This is a genomic window from Sphingobium indicum B90A (genome assembly GCF_000264945.2).
In the GTDB taxonomy this organism is placed as follows: Bacteria; Pseudomonadota; Alphaproteobacteria; order Sphingomonadales; family Sphingomonadaceae; genus Sphingobium; species Sphingobium indicum.
Window position 1 is genome coordinate 2,180,037 of sequence record NZ_CP013070.1, and the last position, 19,743, is coordinate 2,199,779.

The 19,743-nt window shown below is 65.7% G+C and carries 23 protein-coding genes and 1 pseudogene; 8 read left to right on the forward strand and 16 right to left on the reverse strand.

The window, feature by feature from the left end:
- Positions 1–21 precede the first annotated feature (21 nt).
- Complete coding sequence (locus tag SIDU_RS10615) at positions 22–1,119, forward strand: AI-2E family transporter (protein ID WP_174550394.1); 1,098 nt, start codon at positions 22–24, stop codon at positions 1,117–1,119.
- Positions 1,120–1,435: 316 nt separating this feature from the next.
- Here the strand turns inward: SIDU_RS10615 and SIDU_RS10620 are convergent, their stop codons facing one another.
- Together SIDU_RS10620 and rpsU are read right to left on the reverse strand one after the other, a co-directional pair.
- Positions 1,436–1,996, reverse strand: coding sequence for an FKBP-type peptidyl-prolyl cis-trans isomerase (locus tag SIDU_RS10620; protein WP_007686512.1), 561 nt, complete (start codon positions 1,994–1,996; stop codon positions 1,436–1,438).
- A gap of 82 nt (positions 1,997–2,078) precedes the next feature.
- Positions 2,079–2,285 carry a 30S ribosomal protein S21 gene (rpsU, locus tag SIDU_RS10625; RefSeq protein ID WP_004208618.1) on the reverse strand — a complete coding sequence of 69 codons (207 nt, stop codon included), beginning with the start codon at positions 2,283–2,285 and terminating at the stop codon, positions 2,079–2,081.
- Positions 2,286–2,508: 223 nt separating this feature from the next.
- Here rpsU and SIDU_RS10630 point away from each other — a divergent pair, with 223 nt between their 5' ends.
- The 6 genes from SIDU_RS10630 (at position 2,509) to SIDU_RS10655 (ending at position 8,939) form a co-directional block, all read left to right on the forward strand.
- Complete coding sequence (locus tag SIDU_RS10630) at positions 2,509–3,279, forward strand: class II aldolase/adducin family protein (RefSeq protein WP_007686515.1); 771 nt, start codon at positions 2,509–2,511, stop codon at positions 3,277–3,279.
- Between the two features lie 150 nt (positions 3,280–3,429).
- Positions 3,430–5,301: a CHASE3 domain-containing protein gene (locus SIDU_RS10635; RefSeq protein WP_007686517.1), complete on the forward strand. Its 1,872-nt coding sequence runs from the start codon at positions 3,430–3,432 to the stop codon at positions 5,299–5,301.
- Between the two features lie 46 nt (positions 5,302–5,347).
- Entirely contained in the window at positions 5,348–6,595 is a 1,248-nt protein-coding gene (locus SIDU_RS10640; protein WP_073507139.1) for a putative DNA modification/repair radical SAM protein, read from the forward strand.
- Between the two features lie 75 nt (positions 6,596–6,670).
- Positions 6,671–7,021, forward strand: a complete 351-nt coding sequence (locus SIDU_RS10645; RefSeq protein ID WP_007686535.1) for a hypothetical protein — start codon at positions 6,671–6,673, stop codon at positions 7,019–7,021.
- Positions 7,022–7,074: 53 nt separating this feature from the next.
- On the forward strand, positions 7,075–7,539 hold the full coding sequence (locus SIDU_RS10650; protein ID WP_007686537.1) for a hemerythrin domain-containing protein: 465 nt from the start codon (positions 7,075–7,077) through the stop codon (positions 7,537–7,539).
- Between the two features lie 5 nt (positions 7,540–7,544).
- Positions 7,545–8,939 (forward strand): UdgX family uracil-DNA binding protein, encoded by a 1,395-nt coding sequence (locus SIDU_RS10655; protein ID WP_007686539.1) that lies wholly within the window; start codon positions 7,545–7,547, stop codon positions 8,937–8,939.
- Between the two features lie 16 nt (positions 8,940–8,955).
- Here the strand turns inward: SIDU_RS10655 and SIDU_RS10660 are convergent, their stop codons facing one another.
- Positions 8,956–9,354, reverse strand: a complete 399-nt coding sequence (locus tag SIDU_RS10660) for a DUF1489 family protein (protein WP_007686541.1) — start codon at positions 9,352–9,354, stop codon at positions 8,956–8,958.
- Between the two features lie 28 nt (positions 9,355–9,382).
- On the reverse strand, positions 9,383–10,810 hold the full coding sequence (mgtE, locus tag SIDU_RS10665) for a magnesium transporter (protein WP_007686543.1): 1,428 nt from the start codon (positions 10,808–10,810) through the stop codon (positions 9,383–9,385).
- 136 nt (positions 10,811–10,946) lie between these two features.
- Here mgtE and SIDU_RS10670 point away from each other — a divergent pair, with 136 nt between their 5' ends.
- Positions 10,947–11,399, forward strand: a complete 453-nt coding sequence (locus SIDU_RS10670; RefSeq protein WP_007686545.1) for a peptidylprolyl isomerase — start codon at positions 10,947–10,949, stop codon at positions 11,397–11,399.
- On the opposite strand, the gene SIDU_RS10675 is transcribed toward SIDU_RS10670, so the two are convergent.
- From SIDU_RS10675 to rpsH, 12 genes and pseudogenes are all read right to left on the reverse strand, one after another.
- Positions 11,389–12,057, reverse strand: coding sequence for a hypothetical protein (locus SIDU_RS10675; RefSeq protein ID WP_007686547.1), 669 nt, complete (start codon positions 12,055–12,057; stop codon positions 11,389–11,391). The genes SIDU_RS10670 and SIDU_RS10675 overlap by 11 nt on opposite strands.
- A pseudogene (locus SIDU_RS10680) lies at positions 12,057–12,625 on the reverse strand (hypothetical protein). Before SIDU_RS10680 ends, SIDU_RS10675 begins: the two are co-directional and overlap by 1 nt.
- Before the next feature lie 85 nt (positions 12,626–12,710).
- Complete coding sequence (locus SIDU_RS10685; RefSeq protein WP_025771378.1) at positions 12,711–13,748, reverse strand: acyltransferase family protein; 1,038 nt, start codon at positions 13,746–13,748, stop codon at positions 12,711–12,713.
- Between the two features lie 267 nt (positions 13,749–14,015).
- Positions 14,016–14,570, reverse strand: a complete 555-nt coding sequence (locus tag SIDU_RS10690) for an SRPBCC family protein (protein WP_007686553.1) — start codon at positions 14,568–14,570, stop codon at positions 14,016–14,018.
- A 32-nt stretch (positions 14,571–14,602) separates the two neighbouring features.
- On the reverse strand, positions 14,603–15,259 hold the full coding sequence (locus SIDU_RS10695) for an adenylate kinase (RefSeq protein WP_025771376.1): 657 nt from the start codon (positions 15,257–15,259) through the stop codon (positions 14,603–14,605).
- A gap of 50 nt (positions 15,260–15,309) precedes the next feature.
- Entirely contained in the window at positions 15,310–16,674 is a 1,365-nt protein-coding gene (gene secY / locus SIDU_RS10700; RefSeq protein WP_007686557.1) for a preprotein translocase subunit SecY, read from the reverse strand.
- A 190-nt stretch (positions 16,675–16,864) separates the two neighbouring features.
- Positions 16,865–17,401 carry a 50S ribosomal protein L15 gene (gene rplO, locus SIDU_RS10705; RefSeq protein WP_007686558.1) on the reverse strand — a complete coding sequence of 179 codons (537 nt, stop codon included), beginning with the start codon at positions 17,399–17,401 and terminating at the stop codon, positions 16,865–16,867.
- Positions 17,402–17,554: 153 nt separating this feature from the next.
- Entirely contained in the window at positions 17,555–17,731 is a 177-nt protein-coding gene (rpmD, locus tag SIDU_RS10710; protein WP_007686559.1) for a 50S ribosomal protein L30, read from the reverse strand.
- A gap of 6 nt (positions 17,732–17,737) precedes the next feature.
- Entirely contained in the window at positions 17,738–18,445 is a 708-nt protein-coding gene (gene rpsE, locus SIDU_RS10715; protein WP_007686560.1) for a 30S ribosomal protein S5, read from the reverse strand.
- 3 nt (positions 18,446–18,448) lie between these two features.
- Positions 18,449–18,802 carry a 50S ribosomal protein L18 gene (gene rplR / locus SIDU_RS10720; RefSeq protein WP_007686561.1) on the reverse strand — a complete coding sequence of 118 codons (354 nt, stop codon included), beginning with the start codon at positions 18,800–18,802 and terminating at the stop codon, positions 18,449–18,451.
- A gap of 1 nt (position 18,803) precedes the next feature.
- Positions 18,804–19,337: a 50S ribosomal protein L6 gene (gene rplF / locus SIDU_RS10725; protein WP_007686562.1), complete on the reverse strand. Its 534-nt coding sequence runs from the start codon at positions 19,335–19,337 to the stop codon at positions 18,804–18,806.
- Positions 19,337–19,732 carry a 30S ribosomal protein S8 gene (gene rpsH / locus SIDU_RS10730; protein WP_007686563.1) on the reverse strand — a complete coding sequence of 132 codons (396 nt, stop codon included), beginning with the start codon at positions 19,730–19,732 and terminating at the stop codon, positions 19,337–19,339. The genes rplF and rpsH overlap by 1 nt, the downstream gene beginning before the upstream one ends.
- Between the last annotated feature and the right edge of the window lie 11 nt (positions 19,733–19,743).

The window sequence follows — 19,743 nt, forward strand, 5'->3', positions numbered from 1 at the left end:
GTTTCGGATAGGGGCTTTGGGTTGAGCGGGACGAAAATCCACAGAGAGGAACCCGGTCCCAGCGAATTGCGCAGCCCGCTGGTCCAGCATGAGGTCAAGCGGGCGGGCGTGTGGTTCGCCATGGGCATCGCCATCGCGCTGCTGGTGCTGCTGGCCCAGCCGATCATGCTGATCATGGGCGCGCTGGTGCTGGCGACGATGATGGACGGCGGCACGCGGCTGTTGGGCAGGCTGATGCCCATCGGGCGGGGCTGGCGGCTGGCCATCATATTGGTCGCCGCGCTGACCTTCCTGGTCTATACCTTCTACCTTACTGGATCGAGCCTGGCCGCGCAGGCGCAGGCGATGCGGGTGATCGTCGAGACGCAGGTCAACCGCATCGGCCAGTGGTTGCAGCAACTGGGCGTCACCACCATGCCGGGGGATTTAGGGCCGGAGGATTTCAAGAGCCTGGCGCAACAGGCGATGAGCTCGCTCGGCCGGGTGACGGCGGCGGTCGGGACCATGGTCGGCGCGGTCACCAGCGGGGTGATGATGCTGGTGCTGGCCATATTCATCGCGATAGAACCCAAAATCTATGAGCGAGGCGTCGCCTGGATGCTGCCGATGGACAGGCGCGACCGCTTCTACGCCATTGCCGACAGGATGGGCTGGACGCTGCGGCGGCTGATGTTCGGGCGGCTGATCGGCATGGCGGTGGAGGGGGTCGGCACCTGGCTGCTGCTGTGGGCGGGCGGCGTGCCGATGGCGGGGCTGCTGGGCATATTGACCGGGCTGTTCGCCTTCCTGCCGAATATCGGATCGATCATTTCGGGCGTGCTGATCGTGCTCGTGGGCTTTTCCGCCGGGGTGGATGCGGGGCTTTACGCTTTCGGGGTCTATCTGGCGGTGCAGATCGTCGACGGCTATCTGATCGTGCCGATGGTGGCCAAGCGGGCGACCGACCTGGCGCCCGCGCTGGTGCTGGCCGCGCAGATCCTCTTCGGCGCGCTGTTCGGGATCATGGGGCTGTTCCTGGCCGATCCCATCGTCGCGATGATCAAGGTCTATCTGGAGGAGCGGTCGAAGGCGCTGGAGGCGGAAAACGGCAGGAGCGCGGCGGTTCCGGTGGCCGGGTAGTGTATGCAACCTGCTCCTGCGCAGGCAGGAGCCTAGTCCTGCCCTAGGGTGTGTGGGGATTCAGTTCAGGGCGAGGCGAAAATAGTGGATTTCGAGAACCGGCGCGCAGCGTACTTCAGTACGTGAGCACCGGAAGCGCAGAAAGCCGCTATTTGCAGCCCGCCATGGGCTGAATCCCCACACACCCTAGTGGACCATGGCACCGCCTGAACTGGACTCCTGCCTTCGCAGGAGCAGGTTGCGCCGGAGGGAGCGTTGGCTCAACAAAAAGGGCCGGGAAATCCCGGCCCTAATTGCTTTTCCGCCATGTCCGGACTCAGCGCCCCGGCGCGCCCTGCGGCATTCCGCCCTGCTGCATCATCTGCTGCATGCGCATGATGTCCGCCTTGGACTTGAAGTCGTGCAACTGGACATCGAACACCAGCACCGAATTGGCCGGGATCGGACCCGCCGCCTGCTCGCCATAGCCAAGCTGCGGCGGAATCCACAGGCGGTACTTGCCGCCCTTCTTCATCTTCTGCAAACCTTCGGAAAAGCCCGGAACCACGCCGTCCACCGGCATGGCGGTCTGCGGATTCTCGTCGAACACGGTGCCGTCGAGCAACGCGCCCTTATAGCCCACCAGCGCCACGTCGGCGGCCGTCGGGCTGGGACCGGCGCCTTCCTCCAGCACCTTGAACTGGAGACCCGATTCGGTCGTCACCACGCCCTCTTCGCCGCCATTATGCACCAGGAAGCTGGCGGGCGAAGGCTCCACGCCCCGCTGCCCGGCCCAGGCCAGGCCGCCGGCCGCCAGCGCCACCGCGGCGACACCCACCCAGAGGCGCGTCAAAGACCCCTTGGCGATAGGATGAAGGGGAACGGCCGTGGTCGACATGGCTTAAGCCTCGCAAATTGGTGCGGGTGGTGTTTTCAGCGGAAGGAGGGACGGCCGGGCGGCCGCCCCGAAACGGCGGTCCTTAACGGACGCCGTCGCGCTCGGCGCGCTTGCGCTCCAGCTTGCGGGCGCGGCGAACGGCGGCGGCCTTTTCGCGGGCGCGCTTTTCCGAGGGCTTCTCATAGTGACGGCGCAGCTTCATCTCGCGATACACGCCCTCGCGCTGCAGCTTCTTCTTGAGCGCGCGCAGGGCCTGGTCGACATTGTTGTCGCGAACGATGATTTGCATAAGCCAGTCAAACTCCAGTCGAAAACGGACGGATCGCCAGGAAATTCAACCCTTCCCGACGGGCCGCCCGAATGAAATAGCGGTGAGTCGCCGCAGGTCACCCTGCGCCGTGTGGGGCGCGCCCTACCAGCAGAGTCGCGCAAATTCAACCCAAAAGCCGTTTTTCTCGACAGAGGCGCGGGACAGGCAGATAGTCGCCCCATCAACGATAAGGAGGATCGCCATGGCAACAGCCGCCAGAACCAAGGGCAAGCGCCCCGACATGTCGCCCGCGGAATGGGCCGCGCGCCAGCAACTTGCCGCCTGTTACCGCATTTTCGACCATCTGGGCTGGTCGGAACTGATCTACAATCACATCACCCTGCGCGTGCCGGACGAGGAAAACGCCTTCCTGATCAATCCCTTCGGCCTGCTCTACGGCGAAGTGACCGCGTCGAACCTGGTCAAGATCGACATTGACGGCCATGTGCTGGACGGCAGCCCCTATCCGGTCAACCGCGCCGGTTTCACCCAGCACAGCGTTTTCCACCGCCACCTGCCCGACGCGCACTGCATCATCCACACGCACACCACCGCCGGCATGGCCGTCAGCGCCACGCGGGAGGGGCTGACGCCCACCAATTTCTACGCCGCCGCCTTCATCGGCCGAATCGCCTATCATGATTTCGAAGGCGTCACGATCCGGCCGGAGGAGGGAGAACGACTGGTCGCCAATCTGGGCGACCGGCGCATCATGATGCTGCGCAACCATGGCACGCTGGTCATGGCGAAGTCCCTGCCCCAAGCCTTCCTGACCCAATGGCTGCTCCAGCGCGCCTGCGAGATACAGGTCGCGACCGGCGCGGCCGGGACGCCGGTGGACATCCCGCCGGAGGTCATCGCCGTGCACCAGCGCGACCTGAGCGGCGTGCAATTGCCGACCGGCCCCGGCGTGCCGGATTTCGAGGCGCTGGTGCGGAAGATCGACCGGATCGATCCACGCTGGCGGGATTAGGCCGGGGGAATGAGGGCGGGCGTTCCAACTCCCCCGCCCCCACATCGCGCTCTACGGCAGCCAATGCCCGACGCGCCCGTCAGGCCTCATCCGATTGCAACCGCCTGTCCCCGCTTGCTACCCGCACCATATTTCCGCATCTTCCGCGCCATGCCCGCCATCCGCCCCGAACGGTCGATCTTCCTGCTGCTTCTGGCCTTGCTGATCGTCGGGCTGGCTGTGGGCAGCACCTATTGGCTCTACGCGGTGCAGCAGCGGGTCAACATCTGGGTCCAGCACACCCTGCGCGTCGAGAACCAGCTTTCGACGCTGCTGCTGCATGTGCAGGAGGCGGAAAGCGCCCAGCGCGGGTTCATGCTGACGCGCAAGGACTCCTTCCTTGGTCCCTATGAGGCATTTCGCGGCCGATGGCGGCAGGAACTCGCCGCGCTGCGCGTGGAGGTGCGCGATAATCCCCCGCAGGCCCGATCGGTGGAGGAACTGGAGGAACTGCTGGACGACCGGCTGTTCCTGATGCGCACGGGCATAGAGCGGCGGCGGCGGGGGGAGATCATCCCGGCGGGCGATTTCGATGCGGGCATGGTCACGATGGCCCGCATCCGCGCCCTGGTGGCGGCGATGCGGGCGCGCGAGGCGCAGTTGCTGAAGGGCCGGACGGCCAATGACAATCGCCTCAGCACCATGGTTTCGATCGGACTTGCCGTGTCCGCCGTGCTGATCACCCTGTTGGGCGCGGTGGCGCTGCGCACCGCCTATCGCCGCGTGGCCGAGGCGACGGAAAGCCAGCAGGCGCTGGCCGACATCAACCGCCGCCTGATGAGCGAGGCGCGGGAGCGCGAAGCCGCCGAGGGGCAATTGCGCCAGATGCAGAAGATGGAATCGATCGGCCAACTGACCGGCGGCATCGCCCATGACTTCAACAATATGCTCGCCATCGTCATCGGCTCGCTCGACATTGTCCGGCGGCGGCTGGCGCCGGGCACCGACGTCCGGATCGTCAGGGGCGTCGACAACGCGACCGAAGGGGCGCAACGCGCGGCCCAGCTCACCGCCCGGCTGCTCGCCTTTTCCCGCCAGCAGCCGCTGGACCCGCAGCCGACCGACGTCAACAAGCTGGTCGGCGGGATGTCTGAACTGCTGCGCCGCACGATCGGCGAGAGCATCCGGGTGGAGGCCGTGCTGGCGGGCGGGCTGTGGCGGGCGAGCATCGACCCCAGCCAGCTCGAATCGGCCATCATCAACCTCTGCGTCAATTCGCGCGATGCGATGCCCATGGGCGGCAAGCTGACGATCGAGACGGCCAACGCCCATCTCGACGATGCCTATGCCGCCGCCCACAACGACGTCTTGGCCGGGCAATATGTGATGGTGTCGGTCACCGACAGCGGCACCGGCATGCCGCCCGAGGTGGTGGAGCGCGCCTTCGACCCCTTCTTCACCACCAAGGGCGTGGGCAAGGGCACCGGCCTCGGCCTCAGCCAGGTGTTCGGGTTCATCAAGCAGTCGCGCGGTCATGTGAAAATCTATTCCGAACCCGGCGAGGGCACGATCATCAAGATCTACCTGCCGCGCCATTACGGGCCGGAGCCGGTCGCCGGCGCCGTCCAGGCGGCGCCCGCCGAACTGCCCCGCGCCAAGGGGGAAGAGATCATCCTGGTGGTGGAGGACGAGGAGCGCGTCCGGCACATGTCGGTCGATTCGCTGCGGGAGCTGGGCTACACCATCGTCCAGGCATCCGACGGCGAACAGGCGCTGGAAATGCTGACGATCCAGCCGCGCATCGACATGCTGTTCACCGACGTGGTCATGCCCGGCATCAACGGGCGCGACCTGGCCGACCGGGCGCGGGCGAGCCGACCGGGCCTCAAGATCCTCTACACCACGGGCTATACCCGCAACGCCATCGTCCATAACGGCATGCTCGACCCCGGCGTCTCCTTCCTCGCCAAGCCCTTCACGCTCGATCAACTGGCGGCAAAGGTGCGCCAGGTCCTGGATGCCGATCCCGGCGAGCCTGACTGATCGAGATTATGGACAGGGGCGGATGAGGAACATATGATGAACAATCATGACCGCCCTCACCACCCGACAGAAGCTGGAAATCCTGGCCGACGCCGCCAAATATGACGCGTCCTGCGCCTCGTCGGGCACGGCGAAGCGCGACAGCGCCTCGGGCCGGAAGGGCGGCATCGGCTCGACCGAGGGCATGGGCATATGCCATGCCTACGCGCCCGACGGCCGCTGCATTTCGCTGCTCAAGATCCTGCTGACCAACAGCTGCATCTTCGACTGCCATTATTGCGTCAACCGCCGGTCGAGCGATGTGCGGCGCGCCCGCTTCACCGTGCGGGAAGTGGTCGACCTGACGCTCAGCTTCTATCGCCGCAACTATATTGAGGGGCTGTTCCTCTCCTCCGGCATCATCCGGTCGTCCGACTACACGATGGAACAGTTGGTGGCCGTCGCCCGCAGCCTGCGCGAGGAGCATGATTTTCGCGGCTATATCCACCTCAAGACCATTCCCGACGCCGATCCGGAACTGGCGCGCCAGGCGGGCCTTTATGCCGACCGGCTGTCGATCAACGTCGAACTGCCGACCGAGCAGGGCCTGCGCAGGCTGGCGCCGGAAAAGGACGGGCAGCGGATCGAAAGCGCCATGGCGGGCATGCGCGACGCCATAGAGGATGGGTCGGACGCCAGTCGCCGCTACGCCCATGCGCCGCGCTTCGCCCCGGCCGGCCAGTCCACCCAGATGATCGTCGGCGCGGACCAGGCGGACGACCGCGCCATCATCCGGCGGGCCAGTGCGCTCTACAGCCGGCACAGGCTGCGGCGGGTCTATTACAGCGCCTTCTCCCCCATCCCCTCGCCCAGCAGCGTGCTGCCCTTGAAGCGTCCGCCGCTGATGCGCGAACATCGGCTCTACCAGTCCGACTGGATGATGCGCTTCTACGGCTATTCGGCGCAGGAACTGGAAAGCGCCGCCGATCCCGCCACCGGCTGCCTGCCGCTCGACATCGATCCCAAGCTCGCCTGGGCGCTGCGGCACCGGGATTGCTTTCCGGTCGACGTCAACCGCGCCCCGCGCGGGGCGTTGCTGCGGGTGCCGGGACTGGGGGTGAAGGCGGTGGACCGGATCGTCGCCAGCCGCCGCCACCGGCGGCTGCGGCTGGACGATGTCGCCCGGCTGACGCGGAGCGTCGCCAAGCTGCGCCCCTTCCTGGTCGCGGCCGACTGGCGCCCGGTGCATCTGGCCGACCGGCTGACCCTGCACATCGCGCACCCGCCCGCCTCGCAATATGAGCTTTTTCCATGAGTCGCGCGCATTTTGCCGTTGATCGGACGGGCGGTTCATGTTTTCCTTGTCCGACGCAAGGAAAGGGCCGGATTTTTGGCGACGAAGTGGAACGATGGCGCGACCCGCCGCACGGGCCATGCCCAGCGGATGAGCACCCATCTGGCCGTCGCCCTGGTCGTCTTCTGCCTGCTTCAGATCTTCATCGTCGCCAAGATGGGCGGGTCGCTGCTGCTGCACCTGGGCATCATCGTGGCGATCGGCGGCTTTGCCGTCGCGGCGCGGGGGCTGGAGCGCCGCTGGGAGTTGCTCGACAGCAGCGGCCTGCCCGCGCACAGCCTCGACCTTCGCTTCCGCCGCGATCTGGTGCAGCTCTGGGGCGCCAGCATTGGCGGCGGGCTGCTCTGGATTCCCGTCGCGATCATTTTTCACGCCCTGTTCGGCTGAACCCAAAGGCCCGGTCCATCGTTGTTCCTTCCGCAAGAGAAGGAGCATGCCCCATGGCCGACGCCAGCATTTTCGACCGATTGAAGCAGGATCATGACGCCCATCGGCAATTGTTCGACAAGATGGCCGATGCGCAGGCGGAGCCGGATCGGCTGGAAAAGCTGTTCGAACAGTTCCGGGTGGAGGTGACGGCCCATGCGGCGGCGGAGGAGGAAACGCTCTACGCCACCATGCTGGCGCGGCCCGACCTGCGCGAAGACGCCCAGCACAGCGTGTCGGAGCATAAGGAGATCGACGATTATCTTGAGGAACTGGAAGGCCTGCCCTTCAATGGCGATGAATGGAACCGCGTCTTCGCCCAGATGAAGAAGCGCTACCTCCACCATATCGAGGAGGAAGAGGAGGAGATGTTCCCCGACGCGGCGAAGGAACTGACCGCGGAGGAGGAGCAGAAGCTGGCCGCCCGGTTCGCCCAGCGCAAACCGGCCGAATTGCAGCGCGCCGAGGCGAATGATTAGGGTCCATGCATCGCGCGCGGCTGAACGGACCGGATGATTTCGACGGTTGGCGCGTGGCCGCGCGCGCCTTCGCCCTCGCCGGCACGAAGCCAGCCGACATCCTCTGGCAGACAGGGGATGAAGGCGATCTCTTCGCGGCGGACGAAGCGCCTCCGCCCGTAGGCGAGGTCGCCTTTTCCGTTCCGCGCGCCTTTGTCGAACTGGCGGAAAGGGCAATCCTGCACCGCGATGCGGAGCGTTTCGCCCTGCTCTACGCCCTGCTCGTCCAATTGCGCGACCGCCCCGCCAGCCTGGAGGATCGTGCCGACCCGCTGGTCCGCCGGGTGGAGGCCTTGGCCAAGGCGGTGCGGCGCGACATGCACAAGATGCGCGCCTTCGTCCGCTTCCGCGAACTGGCCGATGCGGAGGGGCCTCGCTTCGTCGCCTGGTTCGAGCCGGACCATCATATCGTCCGCGCCAATGCCGGATTCTTCGCGCGCCGTTTCGCCTCGATGCGCTGGTCGATCCTGACGCCGGAACTCAGCATCCATTGGGACGGCGATGCGTTGACCGAAGGACCGGGCGCCACCCGCCGGGATGCGCCCGCGCAAGACCCGGTCGAGGACATCTGGAAGGGCTATTATGCGGCGATCTTCAATCCGGCGCGGCTCAAGGTCGGCGCGATGCTGTCCGAAATGCCCCGGAAATATTGGCGCAACCTGCCCGAAGCCGCGCTCATCCCGGAGCTTGTGGCAGGCGCCCAGTCACGGGAGGCGGCCATGATCGCGACGCCGCCCAAGCCTTCCGCCCGGCAGGGGAACGCCGCGGCGGCCTGGAGCGCGCTGCGGGAGGAGGCGATGGGTTGCACCCGCTGCCCGCTCTACCGCGACACGACCCAGACGGTGTTCGGAGAAGGGCCGGTCGACGCCCCGCTTATGTTCATCGGGGAACAGCCCGGCGATCAGGAGGATCTGGCCGGGCGCCCCTTTGTCGGGCCGGCCGGGCAATTGTTCGACTATGCGCTGGAGGAGGCGGGGATCGACCGCAGGCGCGCCTACATCACCAACGCCGTCAAGCATTTCAAGCATGAGCGGCGCGGCAAGAGGCGCATCCACCAGACGCCCGAAACGCCGGAAATCCAGGCATGCCGCTGGTGGCTGACGCAGGAGCTGGAGCTGGTCCGGCCCCGGATTATCGTCGCGCTCGGCGCCACGGCGGGGCGGGCGCTGCTGGGGAAGGCGGTGACGATCAGCCGCGTCCGCGGCGCGCCCATCGCCCTGGAGAGCGGCGCGCAGGGCTGGATCACGGTGCATCCCAGCTATTTGCTGAGGGTGCCGGATGAGGCTCGCAAGATGGAGGAGAGAAAGCGCTTCGTCGCGGAACTGCGGGAGATTGGAGAGCAGGTGAAGGTGCTCGCCTGAAAGTCACCGAGGGATCCTACAATAACCCCAGCTTCGACAATTCCCCCAGCAACCGCGTCGGCATGGCGTCCAGATCGTTCGCTTCGCCCGACCCCAGATCAGGCGGCGCGTCCTTGTCCTCCAGATAGCGCCAGCCCTGATGCGCCCGCTTGGGCAATGTGCGCACCGGGATCAGCCGGGGTTCCAGCCTGATCCAGTAACGGCCCTGCCCGGTTTCCTGAAAGCCCAGCAATGGACTGCGCCCGACAAGCTGGTGCCCGTGAATCCAGAACAGCGAACCGCCCGCCAGTTCCTCGACCCGCTTGGGCAGGTAGCGCGTGGTCAGCCGCGCCTCCTCCGCATGGCTTTCCAGCCAGGCGCGGAGCGTCGCGGGACTTTCGCTCCGAAAGGCGATCTTGGTGAGGTGCAGCGGCATGGCAGGAAGATGGGCGCTGGCTGGCCGATTACAAACCCCAGACCGTGGCAAGGCCGAGGAAGGAGAAGAAGCCCATCACGTCCGTCATCGCCGTCACGAACACAGCCGAGGATACGGCCGGGTCGATATTCATCCGGTCGAGCGTCACCGGCACCAATATGCCCGCCAGCCCGGCCACCAGATTGTTGATCAGCATGGCGAGCGCGATGACGATCCCAAGGTCGTGATTGCCGTAAATCAGCCCCACCGCGACGCCGATCAATATGCCGAGCGCCGTGCCGTTGGCGCTGGCGATGCGGAATTCGCGCGCGATCTGGCGGATGGTGTTGGAACTGGTGAGCTGGTTGGTGGCGAGGGCGCGCACGGCGACCGCCATGGTCTGCGTCCCCGCATTGCCGCCCATGCCCGACACGATGGGCATCAGCACCGCCAGCACGACATATTGGGAGATGGTCGACTGGAACAGCCCGACCACCGACGCCGCCAGGATCGCGGTGCCGAGGTTGACCACCAGCCATTGGAGGCGGGTGCGCACCGTTTCCAGGATCGGCTGGTTGATGTCGCCCTCGCCCGCGCCGGACAGGCGGAGGATATCCTCGCCCGCTTCCTCGGAGATGATGTGGACGATGTCGTCGACGGTGATCATGCCGACCAGCCGCCCGCTGCCGTCCACCACGGCGGCGGAGATCAGCGCATATTTCTGGAAGCGCAGCGCCACTTCTTCCTGGTCCATGTCGACCGGGATCAGCGTCTGTTCGCGCTTCATCAGGTCCGCCATGGCGACGCTGCGCGGGCAGGTCAGCACCCAGCTCAACTGGCAGGTGCCGATCGGCTTGTGCGCCTCGTCGACGACGAAGATTTCCCAGAAATCGCTGGTCAGGTCGCGATTGTCGCGCAGATAGTCGATCACCTGCCCGACCGTCATATGTTCCGGCACCGCGACCAGGTCGCGCTGCATCAGGCGCCCGGCGGATTCCTCCGGATAGGAGAGCGCGCTTTCGATGGCGGCGCGGTCCTCCGGCTCCATCGCGTCGAGGACGGCCTGCTGGTCGGCCTCCTCCATATCCTCGATGATGGCGACGGCGTCGTCGGTGTCCAGTTCGGCGGCGAACTCCGCCACCTGTTCGGGCAGCAGCGCATCGAGCAGGTCGTCGCGGACATAATCGTTGAGTTCGGACAGAACCTCCGCGCCGACCAGGTCGCCCAGCGCCGCCGCCACCTGCCCGCGCCGTTCGGAGGGGGTGAGTTCCAGAAGGTCGGCGATGTCGGCGGGGTGCAGCGGCGAGACCAGTTCGCGCGCGCGGTCGCGGTCGTCCGCCTCCACCGCGTCCAGCACGGCGGAGACGAATTCGCCCTTCAGCCGGTCATCCTCGTCATGGCGGGATTCCGCCTGTTCAGCGGCGATATCGCCCAGTTCGTCCGGCCGGGGTTCGGCCGTATCGGCTCGTTCGCTCATCGCGTCCCCTACTGTCCGGTTCCTGTAGCATTTCGCTGCTTTTGCCCATGCCCGTCACAATTGCAATGGCTTCCATCCCCGTCTCAACGCTCTATATGGTCCATCACCCCAATTTTCCCCGAAGAGAGGATTTTTCATGGCCGACGACACCCTGACCCTTTCCCTCGACAGCGGCGGCGACGTCGTCATCAAGCTGCGTCCCGACCTGGCCCCCGGCCATGTCGAGCGCATCATCCAGCTTGCCAAGGACGGCTTCTACGACGGCGTCGTGTTCCACCGCGTCATCCCCGGCTTCATGGCCCAGGGCGGCGACCCCACCGGCACCGGCATGGGCGGGTCGAAGCTGCCCGACCTGAAGGCCGAATTCAGCCGCGAACCGCATGTCCGGGGCGTCTGTTCCATGGCCCGCGCCATGAATCCGAACAGCGCCAACAGCCAGTTCTTCATCTGCTTCGACGACGCCACCTTCCTGGATGGCCAATATACTGTCTGGGGCGAAGTCACCTCCGGCATGGAACATGTCGACGCCCTGCCCAAGGGCGAGCCGCCCAAGACCCCCGGCAAGATCGTGAAGGCGACTATTTCTTAAGAAGACCATCCGTGGCGGAGATGGCGTTGCCCGTCTCCGCCGCTTCCTCAGTCGGCGGCGCATAGGGGCCGATGCTCTCTATATGCCAGCGGCGGTCCGCCTCGCTGGAGCCGGGCACATCGTTGGCCCGGCGCAACGTCACCTGCCGCAGCCGATACCAGGGCTTGCCGTTCGCGGCCAGGCGACCATAGACCTGCACCGGCACCGTCACGAACAGCGATCCCGCGGCCCCCTCGATCGCGCCGGGCGCGCCCAACTGGGCATGGATCTCGCTGAATCCGCGAAAACGGGCGGCGAAGCGCGCATCGTCTTCCGCCCCCATGGCGCTGTTGTCGTTCCACAGATCCTGCGCGTCATTATAGCGCTTTTCCTCCAGCAGGCCGTAATAGCCCTGCACTACCTGGGCTGCGCCCTGCGCGCCCTTGGGATCGATGGAGCCTTCCTCCACCACTGGCTGCGGGTCGACCGGCAGGCCGCCGGGCATGCCGGGCGCCGGCGGGTTAAGCGGCTCCAGCACCGCCTGCGCCTCCGCCCGGAAATTATTTTCGACCTGCGCCGCATTGGCGCCATTGGCCAGATTGTCGATCGCGCTCTCCTCCCGGCCGTCGCAGGCCGCGAGCAGGAGCAGGGCGAGAACCGCGCTGGACCCAAGCCGCATCAGTCGCGCCGACCCCGCCAGCCCTCACGGCCGGAACGCGCGCCGCCGTCGGATCGGGTGCGCGGCGTCCCCCAATTGCGTTCCGTCCGTGGCGTCGTCATATCCCCTTGTCCCCTTCCTGGCCGGGGCGCCTGCGCGCCCGCAGCGGGATTGCCCTGACGGGCGTTCCGCCAATTGCCGCTCCACCGATTGCCGTCGCCGCCGGAACGCTCCCGCCAGCCCTGACGCGGTGCGCCATTGTTCCAGTTGCCGCGCCGCCCGTCATCGCGGCGGGCCTCCCGGCGTCCTTCCCAATAGCGGCGCTGGCCTTCGCTCCAACGTTGGCGATGGCCGCTGCGATTGTACACATAATAGCCGCTGCCGGGATAGTAGTAGCCGTCATACCAGCCGCCATATAGCCGGGACGATAATAGCCCGGACCCCAATAATCGTCATAATAGCCGCCGCCATAATAGCCGCTGCCCACGCTCACGCCGCCATAATAGCCATCGTCATAAGCACAGCCGCCCAAGGCCAGCGCACCGGCAAGGCCGATCGCCGCGAGGAACCTCCGTCCGATCCAGGCCATCGCCTTTCTCCTTCATCCTGCATCCATGCCATGCATAACGCGGGCTGCTTGAATTGGTTGTGAATGGCCTGGGCGGGGAGAGCGGTCAGGCTTGGCTCGGCGCACCTTCGTTGGGCGCGGACCTTCCCCGATTCCGCCACCAGCGCAATATCGCTTCCCCGGCGGGCCGCTCGACCAGCCGGTTGATCAGCGTGCCCAAAACCAGCGCCACGGCGAATGCCGCCGCGAACCCCGTCCAGGGACTGTACCCCGCCTCCGCCATCTTCAGCATGACGACGAAGCCGACATGCTGATGGATGAGGTAGAAGGAATAGCTGATCCCGCCCATCCAGACGAGCGGACGAAAGCTGAGGAAACGCAGCCGCCCGGCGACGAGCGCCACGAACGTCGCCAGCAGCAGGACGCCGGCCAGCAGCATGTCCGGGCTGTCGATCGTCGCGACCGACAGCAGCGCGAGCGCGGCATGGGGTGCCTGCTGGCGCCAGCTTCGCTGCCCTGCCCAGACGCGATAAGACAATATGCCGATGATGAAGAAAGGCACATAGCGCAGCACCAGCAGCATCACGATCCTTTCCGGCATGCCCGGCCACAGCGCATAGAGCCAGCGCGCGGCCAGCCAGCCCAGCAGCAAGAGTTCCAGCCGCCTTAGCCCCGTGTACTTCCAGATCGACAGCATGCAGGCGTAAAAGGCGATCTCCACCGTCAACGTCCAATAGGCGCCGTCCACCTCCGGCAGGAAGGCGAAGCCCTGCAGCATGGTGACGTTGGCCAGAATCGCCGCCGACCCGATCAGCAATTGGGAAACCCGCGCCAGGGATTCGATGCCCAGCGTCAGGAGCATCGCGACGAGATAGGCGGGATAGAGCCGCGCGAAACGGTTGACCAGGAAATCGGCCGTCGTGCGGATGCGGTCGAGCGTGAAGAAGATCGCGAAGCCGGAAATGGCGAAGAACAGCAGCACCCGGTAATTGCCGCCCAGAAAGCGGAAGGGCACATGGGCCGCCTGCGGGAACAGTTCATGGAAGCGCGTGGAATAATGGAAGACGAGCACGCATAGCGCGCCCAGCCCGCGCAAGGCGTCCAGTTCCGTCAATCGGCGGGAAGAAGGGCGCGGCCCCGGCATGACCGCGCCATAGCAAAGAAACAGCAATCATTCCGTTAATATCGTGGTTAAGCAGCGATATAAGCCATGCTTCCGTCGATGACTGGATTGGGTGGGAAGCCGTCATTCCCCCATTCGTCACCCCGGACTTGATCCGGGGTCCCGCTGCCTTGGGCTGGGCGCGGTGTAGAGGCAAAAGCGGGACCCCGGATCAAGTCCGGGGTGACGGAAAACTAATGTCCGCTCATGGCCTTTCTTGCCGCTGGCTGCGGACCCCAGGAACGCCCATCACAGGCCGGTTCGACCAGCGGCATCCTCCTCTGCCGCCCGTTTCAATCCCGACAGTTGCTCCGCCAGCACCTTGTCCACCACCGGCGCGATCCTGGCGGCGCCCATGCGGATATAACCGCCGACCACATAGCTCATGACGACACGCACGCCCTTCCCGGACGGGGCGATGTCGAAAGTCAGCGTCCCGGTCACGGCTTCGGCCTGCAACGGCCCAAGGGCGCCGGACAGCCGCAATTGCCGGTCAGGCGCGGCATGGATCACACGGGCATGTTCGACGCTGCCCACCCGTCCCTCTTCGCCCGGCAATGCTTCGCAGAAGCATCCGCCCGCCACTGGTTCCAGCCTGAGATTGGCGGCAGAGCCGCTATAGCTATGCGCACCGTTCCACCAGCGTCCGGGCTGGCTCAGAAGGCGATAGACCGTCGCGGCATCGGCGGCGACCTGAACGCTGTTCTCCACCGCAAAGCCGGCATCGCTGCTGGCGGTAACAGCAGAATGGGCCGGTGCGGCCATCGCCGCGCCAGCCCACCCCAAAGCCACGATCTTGCGCATAAATTCCCTCCGGAATGGAGGGCCAGCTTAGCTCAGGCGGCCTTGCCGTCCAATATGGCGGCGATAGCGACGGTCACATCGTCCATGTCGGCCATGCCGTCGACCCGCGACACGATGCCGCGCGCTTCGTAGATCGGCAGGATGGGCGCTGTCTTGGCGCGATATTCGGCCATGCGGGTCCGCACGGTTTCCTCATTGTCGTCCGGACGGCGCTTGAATTCATGGCCGCCGCATTTGTCGCAGGTGCCCTCGACCTTCGGCGTCTTGAACCTGTCGTGATAGCCCTCGCCGCAGGTCGCGCAGGTGAAGCGGCCGGTGATGCGCTCGACCAGCGCGTCCTCGTCCACTTCCAGTTCGATCACATGGTCCAGCGTCCGATTGCGGTCGGCCAATATGCCGTCCAGCGAATGCGCCTGCGCCTCCGTCCTGGGATAGCCGTCGAAGATCACGCCGGTTTCCGGAGCCAGGGCGTCCAGCGCCTCCCCGATGATGCCGGAGACGATCTCGTCGGACACCAGTTCGCCGGCCTCCATCACCGCCTTGGCCTTGAGGCCGATGGGCGTCCCGGCCTTCACCGCCGCGCGCAGCATGTCGCCGGTCGACAGTTGCACCATGGCCCGGCTGTCCACCAGGCGCGTCGCCTGCGTTCCCTTGCCGGCGCCCGGAGGGCCGAGCAGAATGATATTCATGTCGCGCATTCTCCCCTGTTCTTCGCGCTTTTTAACCGCGCCGCGCAGCGTTAGCGCAGACGCCCCTTCAGCTTCGCCTTCTTGATCAGATCCCCATATTGATGGGCGAGCAGGTGGCTCTGGATCTGCGTCACGGTGTCGACCGTAACATTGACGACGATCAACAGGCTAGTCCCACCAAGGTAGAAGGGAATGCCCGCCCGGGCGATGGCGAATTCCGGCACCAGGCAGATGAAGGCCAGATAGGCCGCGCCGATTACCGTGATGCGCGTCAGCACATAATCCAGATAATTTTCGGTGTTCTTGCCCGGGCGGATGCCGGGGATGAAGCCGCCGTTGCGCTTGAGATTGTCGGCCGTCTCTTCCGGATTGAACACCACTGCAGTGTAGAAGAAGCAGAAGAAGACGATGCCAAGGCCATAGAGCGCCATATAGACCGGGCTGCCGTGCGACAGATACTGGTTCAGCGTCAGCACGAAATCGCCGAGCCTGCTCTCGCCCGCCACGGTCTGGCCGGCGAATTGCGAGACGGTGAGCGGCATCAGCAGCAGCGACGAAGCGAAGATCGGCGGGATCACGCCCGCGGTATTGACCTTCAGCGGCAGATGGCTGCGGTCCGCCTGCATCAGGCCCTGCCGCGTCTGGCGCTTGGGATATTGGATCAGCACCCGGCGCTGCGCCCGCTCCATGAAGCAGATGAAGGCGATGAGGCCGAAGCCCAGCACGATCACCAGGAAGATCACCAGGCCGGAAATCGCGCCCGTGCTGCTCGACTTGAACAGGTTGCTCAGCGTCACCGGCAATTGCGCGACGATGCCCGCCATGATGATGAGCGAGACGCCGTTGCCGATGCCGCGCGAGGTGATCTGCTCACCCAGCCACATCAGGAACATGGTGCCGCCGATCAGCGAGACCACCGCCGCGACCCGGAACAGATAGCCAGGGTCGACCACCGCCTGCACGCCCGATTGCGCGCCGAAGCTCTCCAGCCCCACGGCGATGAAATAGCCCTGCACGGCGGTCAGGCCGACCGTGCCGTAACGGGTGTATTGATTGAGCTTCTTGCGGCCGCTTTCGCCTTCCTTCTTGATCGCCGCGAGTTGCGGCGAGAGGCTGGCGGCAAGCTGCACCACGATGGACGCGGTGATATAGGGCATCACCCCCAGCGCGATCAGGCTCATGCGGGAGAGCGATCCGCCCGAAAAGGTGTTGAAGATGTCGAGGATGCCGCCATTGGTCTGCGCGTAGAGCTGCGACAGCGCGGTCGGATCGACGCCCGGCAGCGGCACGAAGCTCAGGAAGCGGAAGACGATCAGCGCGCCCAGCGTGAACCACAGGCGCTTCTTGAGGTCGGTCGCCTGGCTGAACTTCGCCAGGCTGAGATTGGATGCGAGCTGGTCGGCTCTCGATGCCATCTTGGCTGCCCTTCAAAACATCTTGCCGGAGTAACGCTCCGGCCTGAATCGCTAACCCCTTAGCGAGGTCATGGGGCGCTGTCGAACCGGGATTTGCCGCTCCTGCGACAAACAGCGTTCCCCGATGCACATGACCCCGCCGACCCATATCGGGCAGCGGGGTCATGCTTGCAAGACTTGGCGGGCCGGATCAGGCCTTTGCAGCGGCCTTCTTCGCGGCAAGGGCGGTGCCCTTCTTCGCCTTGGCCTTTTCAGCCGCCGGAACGACTTCGATCACATCGACCTTGCCGCCGGCCTTCTCGACCGCTTCGACCGCGCCCTTCGACGCGCCGGCGACCAGGAAGCTGACCTTGGCGGTCAGATCGCCCTTGGCGAGCAGGCGCACGCCGTCCTTGCCGCCACGGGCGAGGGCAGCGGCCTTCAGCGCCGCATGGTCGATGGTCGCGTTGGCGTCCAGCTTGCCGGCGTCGATCGCCTTCTGCACGGCGCCCAGGTTCACGATCGCGAAATCCTTAGCGAAGATATTGTTGAAGCCGCGCTTCGGCAGGCGCATGTGGAGCGGCATCTGGCCACCCTCGAAGCCGTTGATGCTGACGCCCGAACGCGCCTTCGCGCCCTTCTGGCCGCGACCGGCGGTCTTGCCCTTGCCGGAACCGATACCACGGCCCACGCGCATCCGGCCCTTGCGGGCGCCGGCATTGTCATTGAGTTCGTTAAGCTTGGTCATTGTGCACTCGCTTTCGCTATGTTCGCGCAAGGCCCGGTCCAAAGGGCCGGGCCGCAGCCCCAGCGAAGGCTGGGGCCTCGTGAGGCTGGGCAGAACCCCATCGAGGGTTCGCCCAGCGGCCTGAGATCCCGGCCTTCGCCGGGATGACGGATATTACTCGACCACTTCCACCATATGGGGGAGCTTCTTGATCGCGCCGCGGACTTCCGCGGTATCTTCCAGTTCCACCACGCGGTGCATCTTGCCAAGGCCCAGGCCGATCAGAATCTTCTTCTGGGCTTCGGGGCGACGGATCGGCGAACCGATCTGCTTGATCTTGATCTTCGCCATATCCTGTTACTCCGCAATCGCTTCGGCATCGGCCTGCGCGACTTCGGCCGAGACGCCGCCGCGACGCAGAAGGTCGGCGACCTTCTTGCCGCGACGCTGCGCCACCGACTTGGGGCTGGTCTGCTCGCCCAGCGCCGCGAAGGTCGCGCGGATCATGTTATAGGGGTTCGACGTGCCGTTCGACTTGGTCACGACGTCAGCGACGCCGAGGCTTTCGAACACGGCGCGCATCGGACCACCGGCGATGATGCCCGTACCGGCCGGGGCCGAACGAACCGTCACCTTGCCCGCGCCGAAATGGCCCAGGCCGTCATGGTGCAGCGTGCGGCCTTCCTTCAGCGGAACGCGAACCATCGCCTTCTTGGCCGAAGCGGTCGCCTTGCTGATGGCTTCGGGCACTTCGCGCGCCTTGCCATGGCCGAAGCCCGCGCGGCCCTTGCCGTCGCCGACGACGACCAGAGCCGCGAAGCCGAAGCGCTTGCCGCCCTTGACGGTCTTCGAGACGCGGTTGATGTGAACCAGCTTCTCGATCAGTTCCTCGCCCTGTTCCTCGTCACGATTGCCGCGACGGTCGTCGCGACGGCCACGGCCGCCACGCTCGCCACGGTTGCGGTCGCCGCCGCGACCACGGCCGCGACGGCCTTCGGTCTGCTCGCCGCCTTCAACGGCAGCCGGTGCGCCCGGCTGGGCCTGGATTTCGTTTTCGTCAGCCATTTGTCAGAACTCCAGCCCGGCTTCACGGGCCGCATCGGCCAGCGCCTTGACGCGGCCATGGAACAGGAAGCCACCACGGTCGAACACGACCTGGGTGACGCCGGCGGCGGTCGCCGCGGCGGCGACGCGCTTGCCGACATCGGCGGCGGCGTCGGCGGTGGCGCCGGTCTTGCCGCGCACATCCTTGTCCAGGGTCGACGCGGCCGCCAGGGTCTTGCCCTGCGCGTCGTCGATGACCTGGGCGTAGATGTGACGGCCCGAACGGTGGACGCTGAGGCGCGGACGCGTGCCCGAAACAGCCTTGAGCGCGGTGCGGACGCGGCGACGGCGCCGCGCGAAGAGGGAAAGCTTTGCCATCTTACTTCTTCTTCCCTTCCTTGCGGAAGATGAACTCGCCGGCGTATTTGATGCCCTTGCCCTTATAGGGTTCGGGCTTGCGCCAGCGGCGGATCTCGGCGGCAACCTGACCCACCTTCTGCTTGTCGATGCCGCTGATCTCGACCGTGGTGTTGTCCGGGGTCTTGATCTCGATGCCTTCCGGCACCGCGAAATCGACGTCGTGCGAATAGCCGAGCTGCAGCTTCAGGGTCTTGCCCTGGGCGTTGGCGCGGTAACCGACGCCGGTGATGAGCAACTTCTTCGAAAAGCCCTCTGTCACGCCGGTGATCAGGTTCGCGATCAGCGTGCGCTGCATGCCCCAGAAAGCGCGGGCGCGCTTGCTGTCATTGGCAGGCTTCACGGCGATCGAGCCTTCCTCGATGCTGTAGGTCACTTCGTCGGCCAGCGGCAGCGACAGGGTGCCCTTGGGCCCCTTCACCGAAAGCTGACCGTCGGCGATGGCGGCGGTGACGCCCGCGGGGACGGCAACCGGCTTTTTACCAGTACGGCTCATCAGAACACCTCCGCCAGCACTTCGCCGCCGACATTCTGCTCGCGCGCTTCGGCGTCGGACAGAACGCCGCGGGGCGTCGAGACAATGGTGATGCCCAGGCCGTTGCGGATCACCGGCAGTTCCTTGGAACCGGAGTAAACGCGGCGGCCCGGCTTGGACACGCGGGCGACATGCTTGATCGCCGGCTGGCCTTCGAAATATTTGAGCTCGATGCGCAGGCCGGGATGGTTGCCGAGCAGTTCCTCGGAATAGCCACGGATATAGCCTTCGCGCTGCAGCACGTCGAGCACGCGGGCGCGAAGCTTCGAAGCGGGGGACACGACGCTGTCCTTCTTCGCCTGCTGCCCGTTGCGGATGCGGGTGAGCATATCACCCAGGGGATCGGTCAATGCCATCTCAAATGATC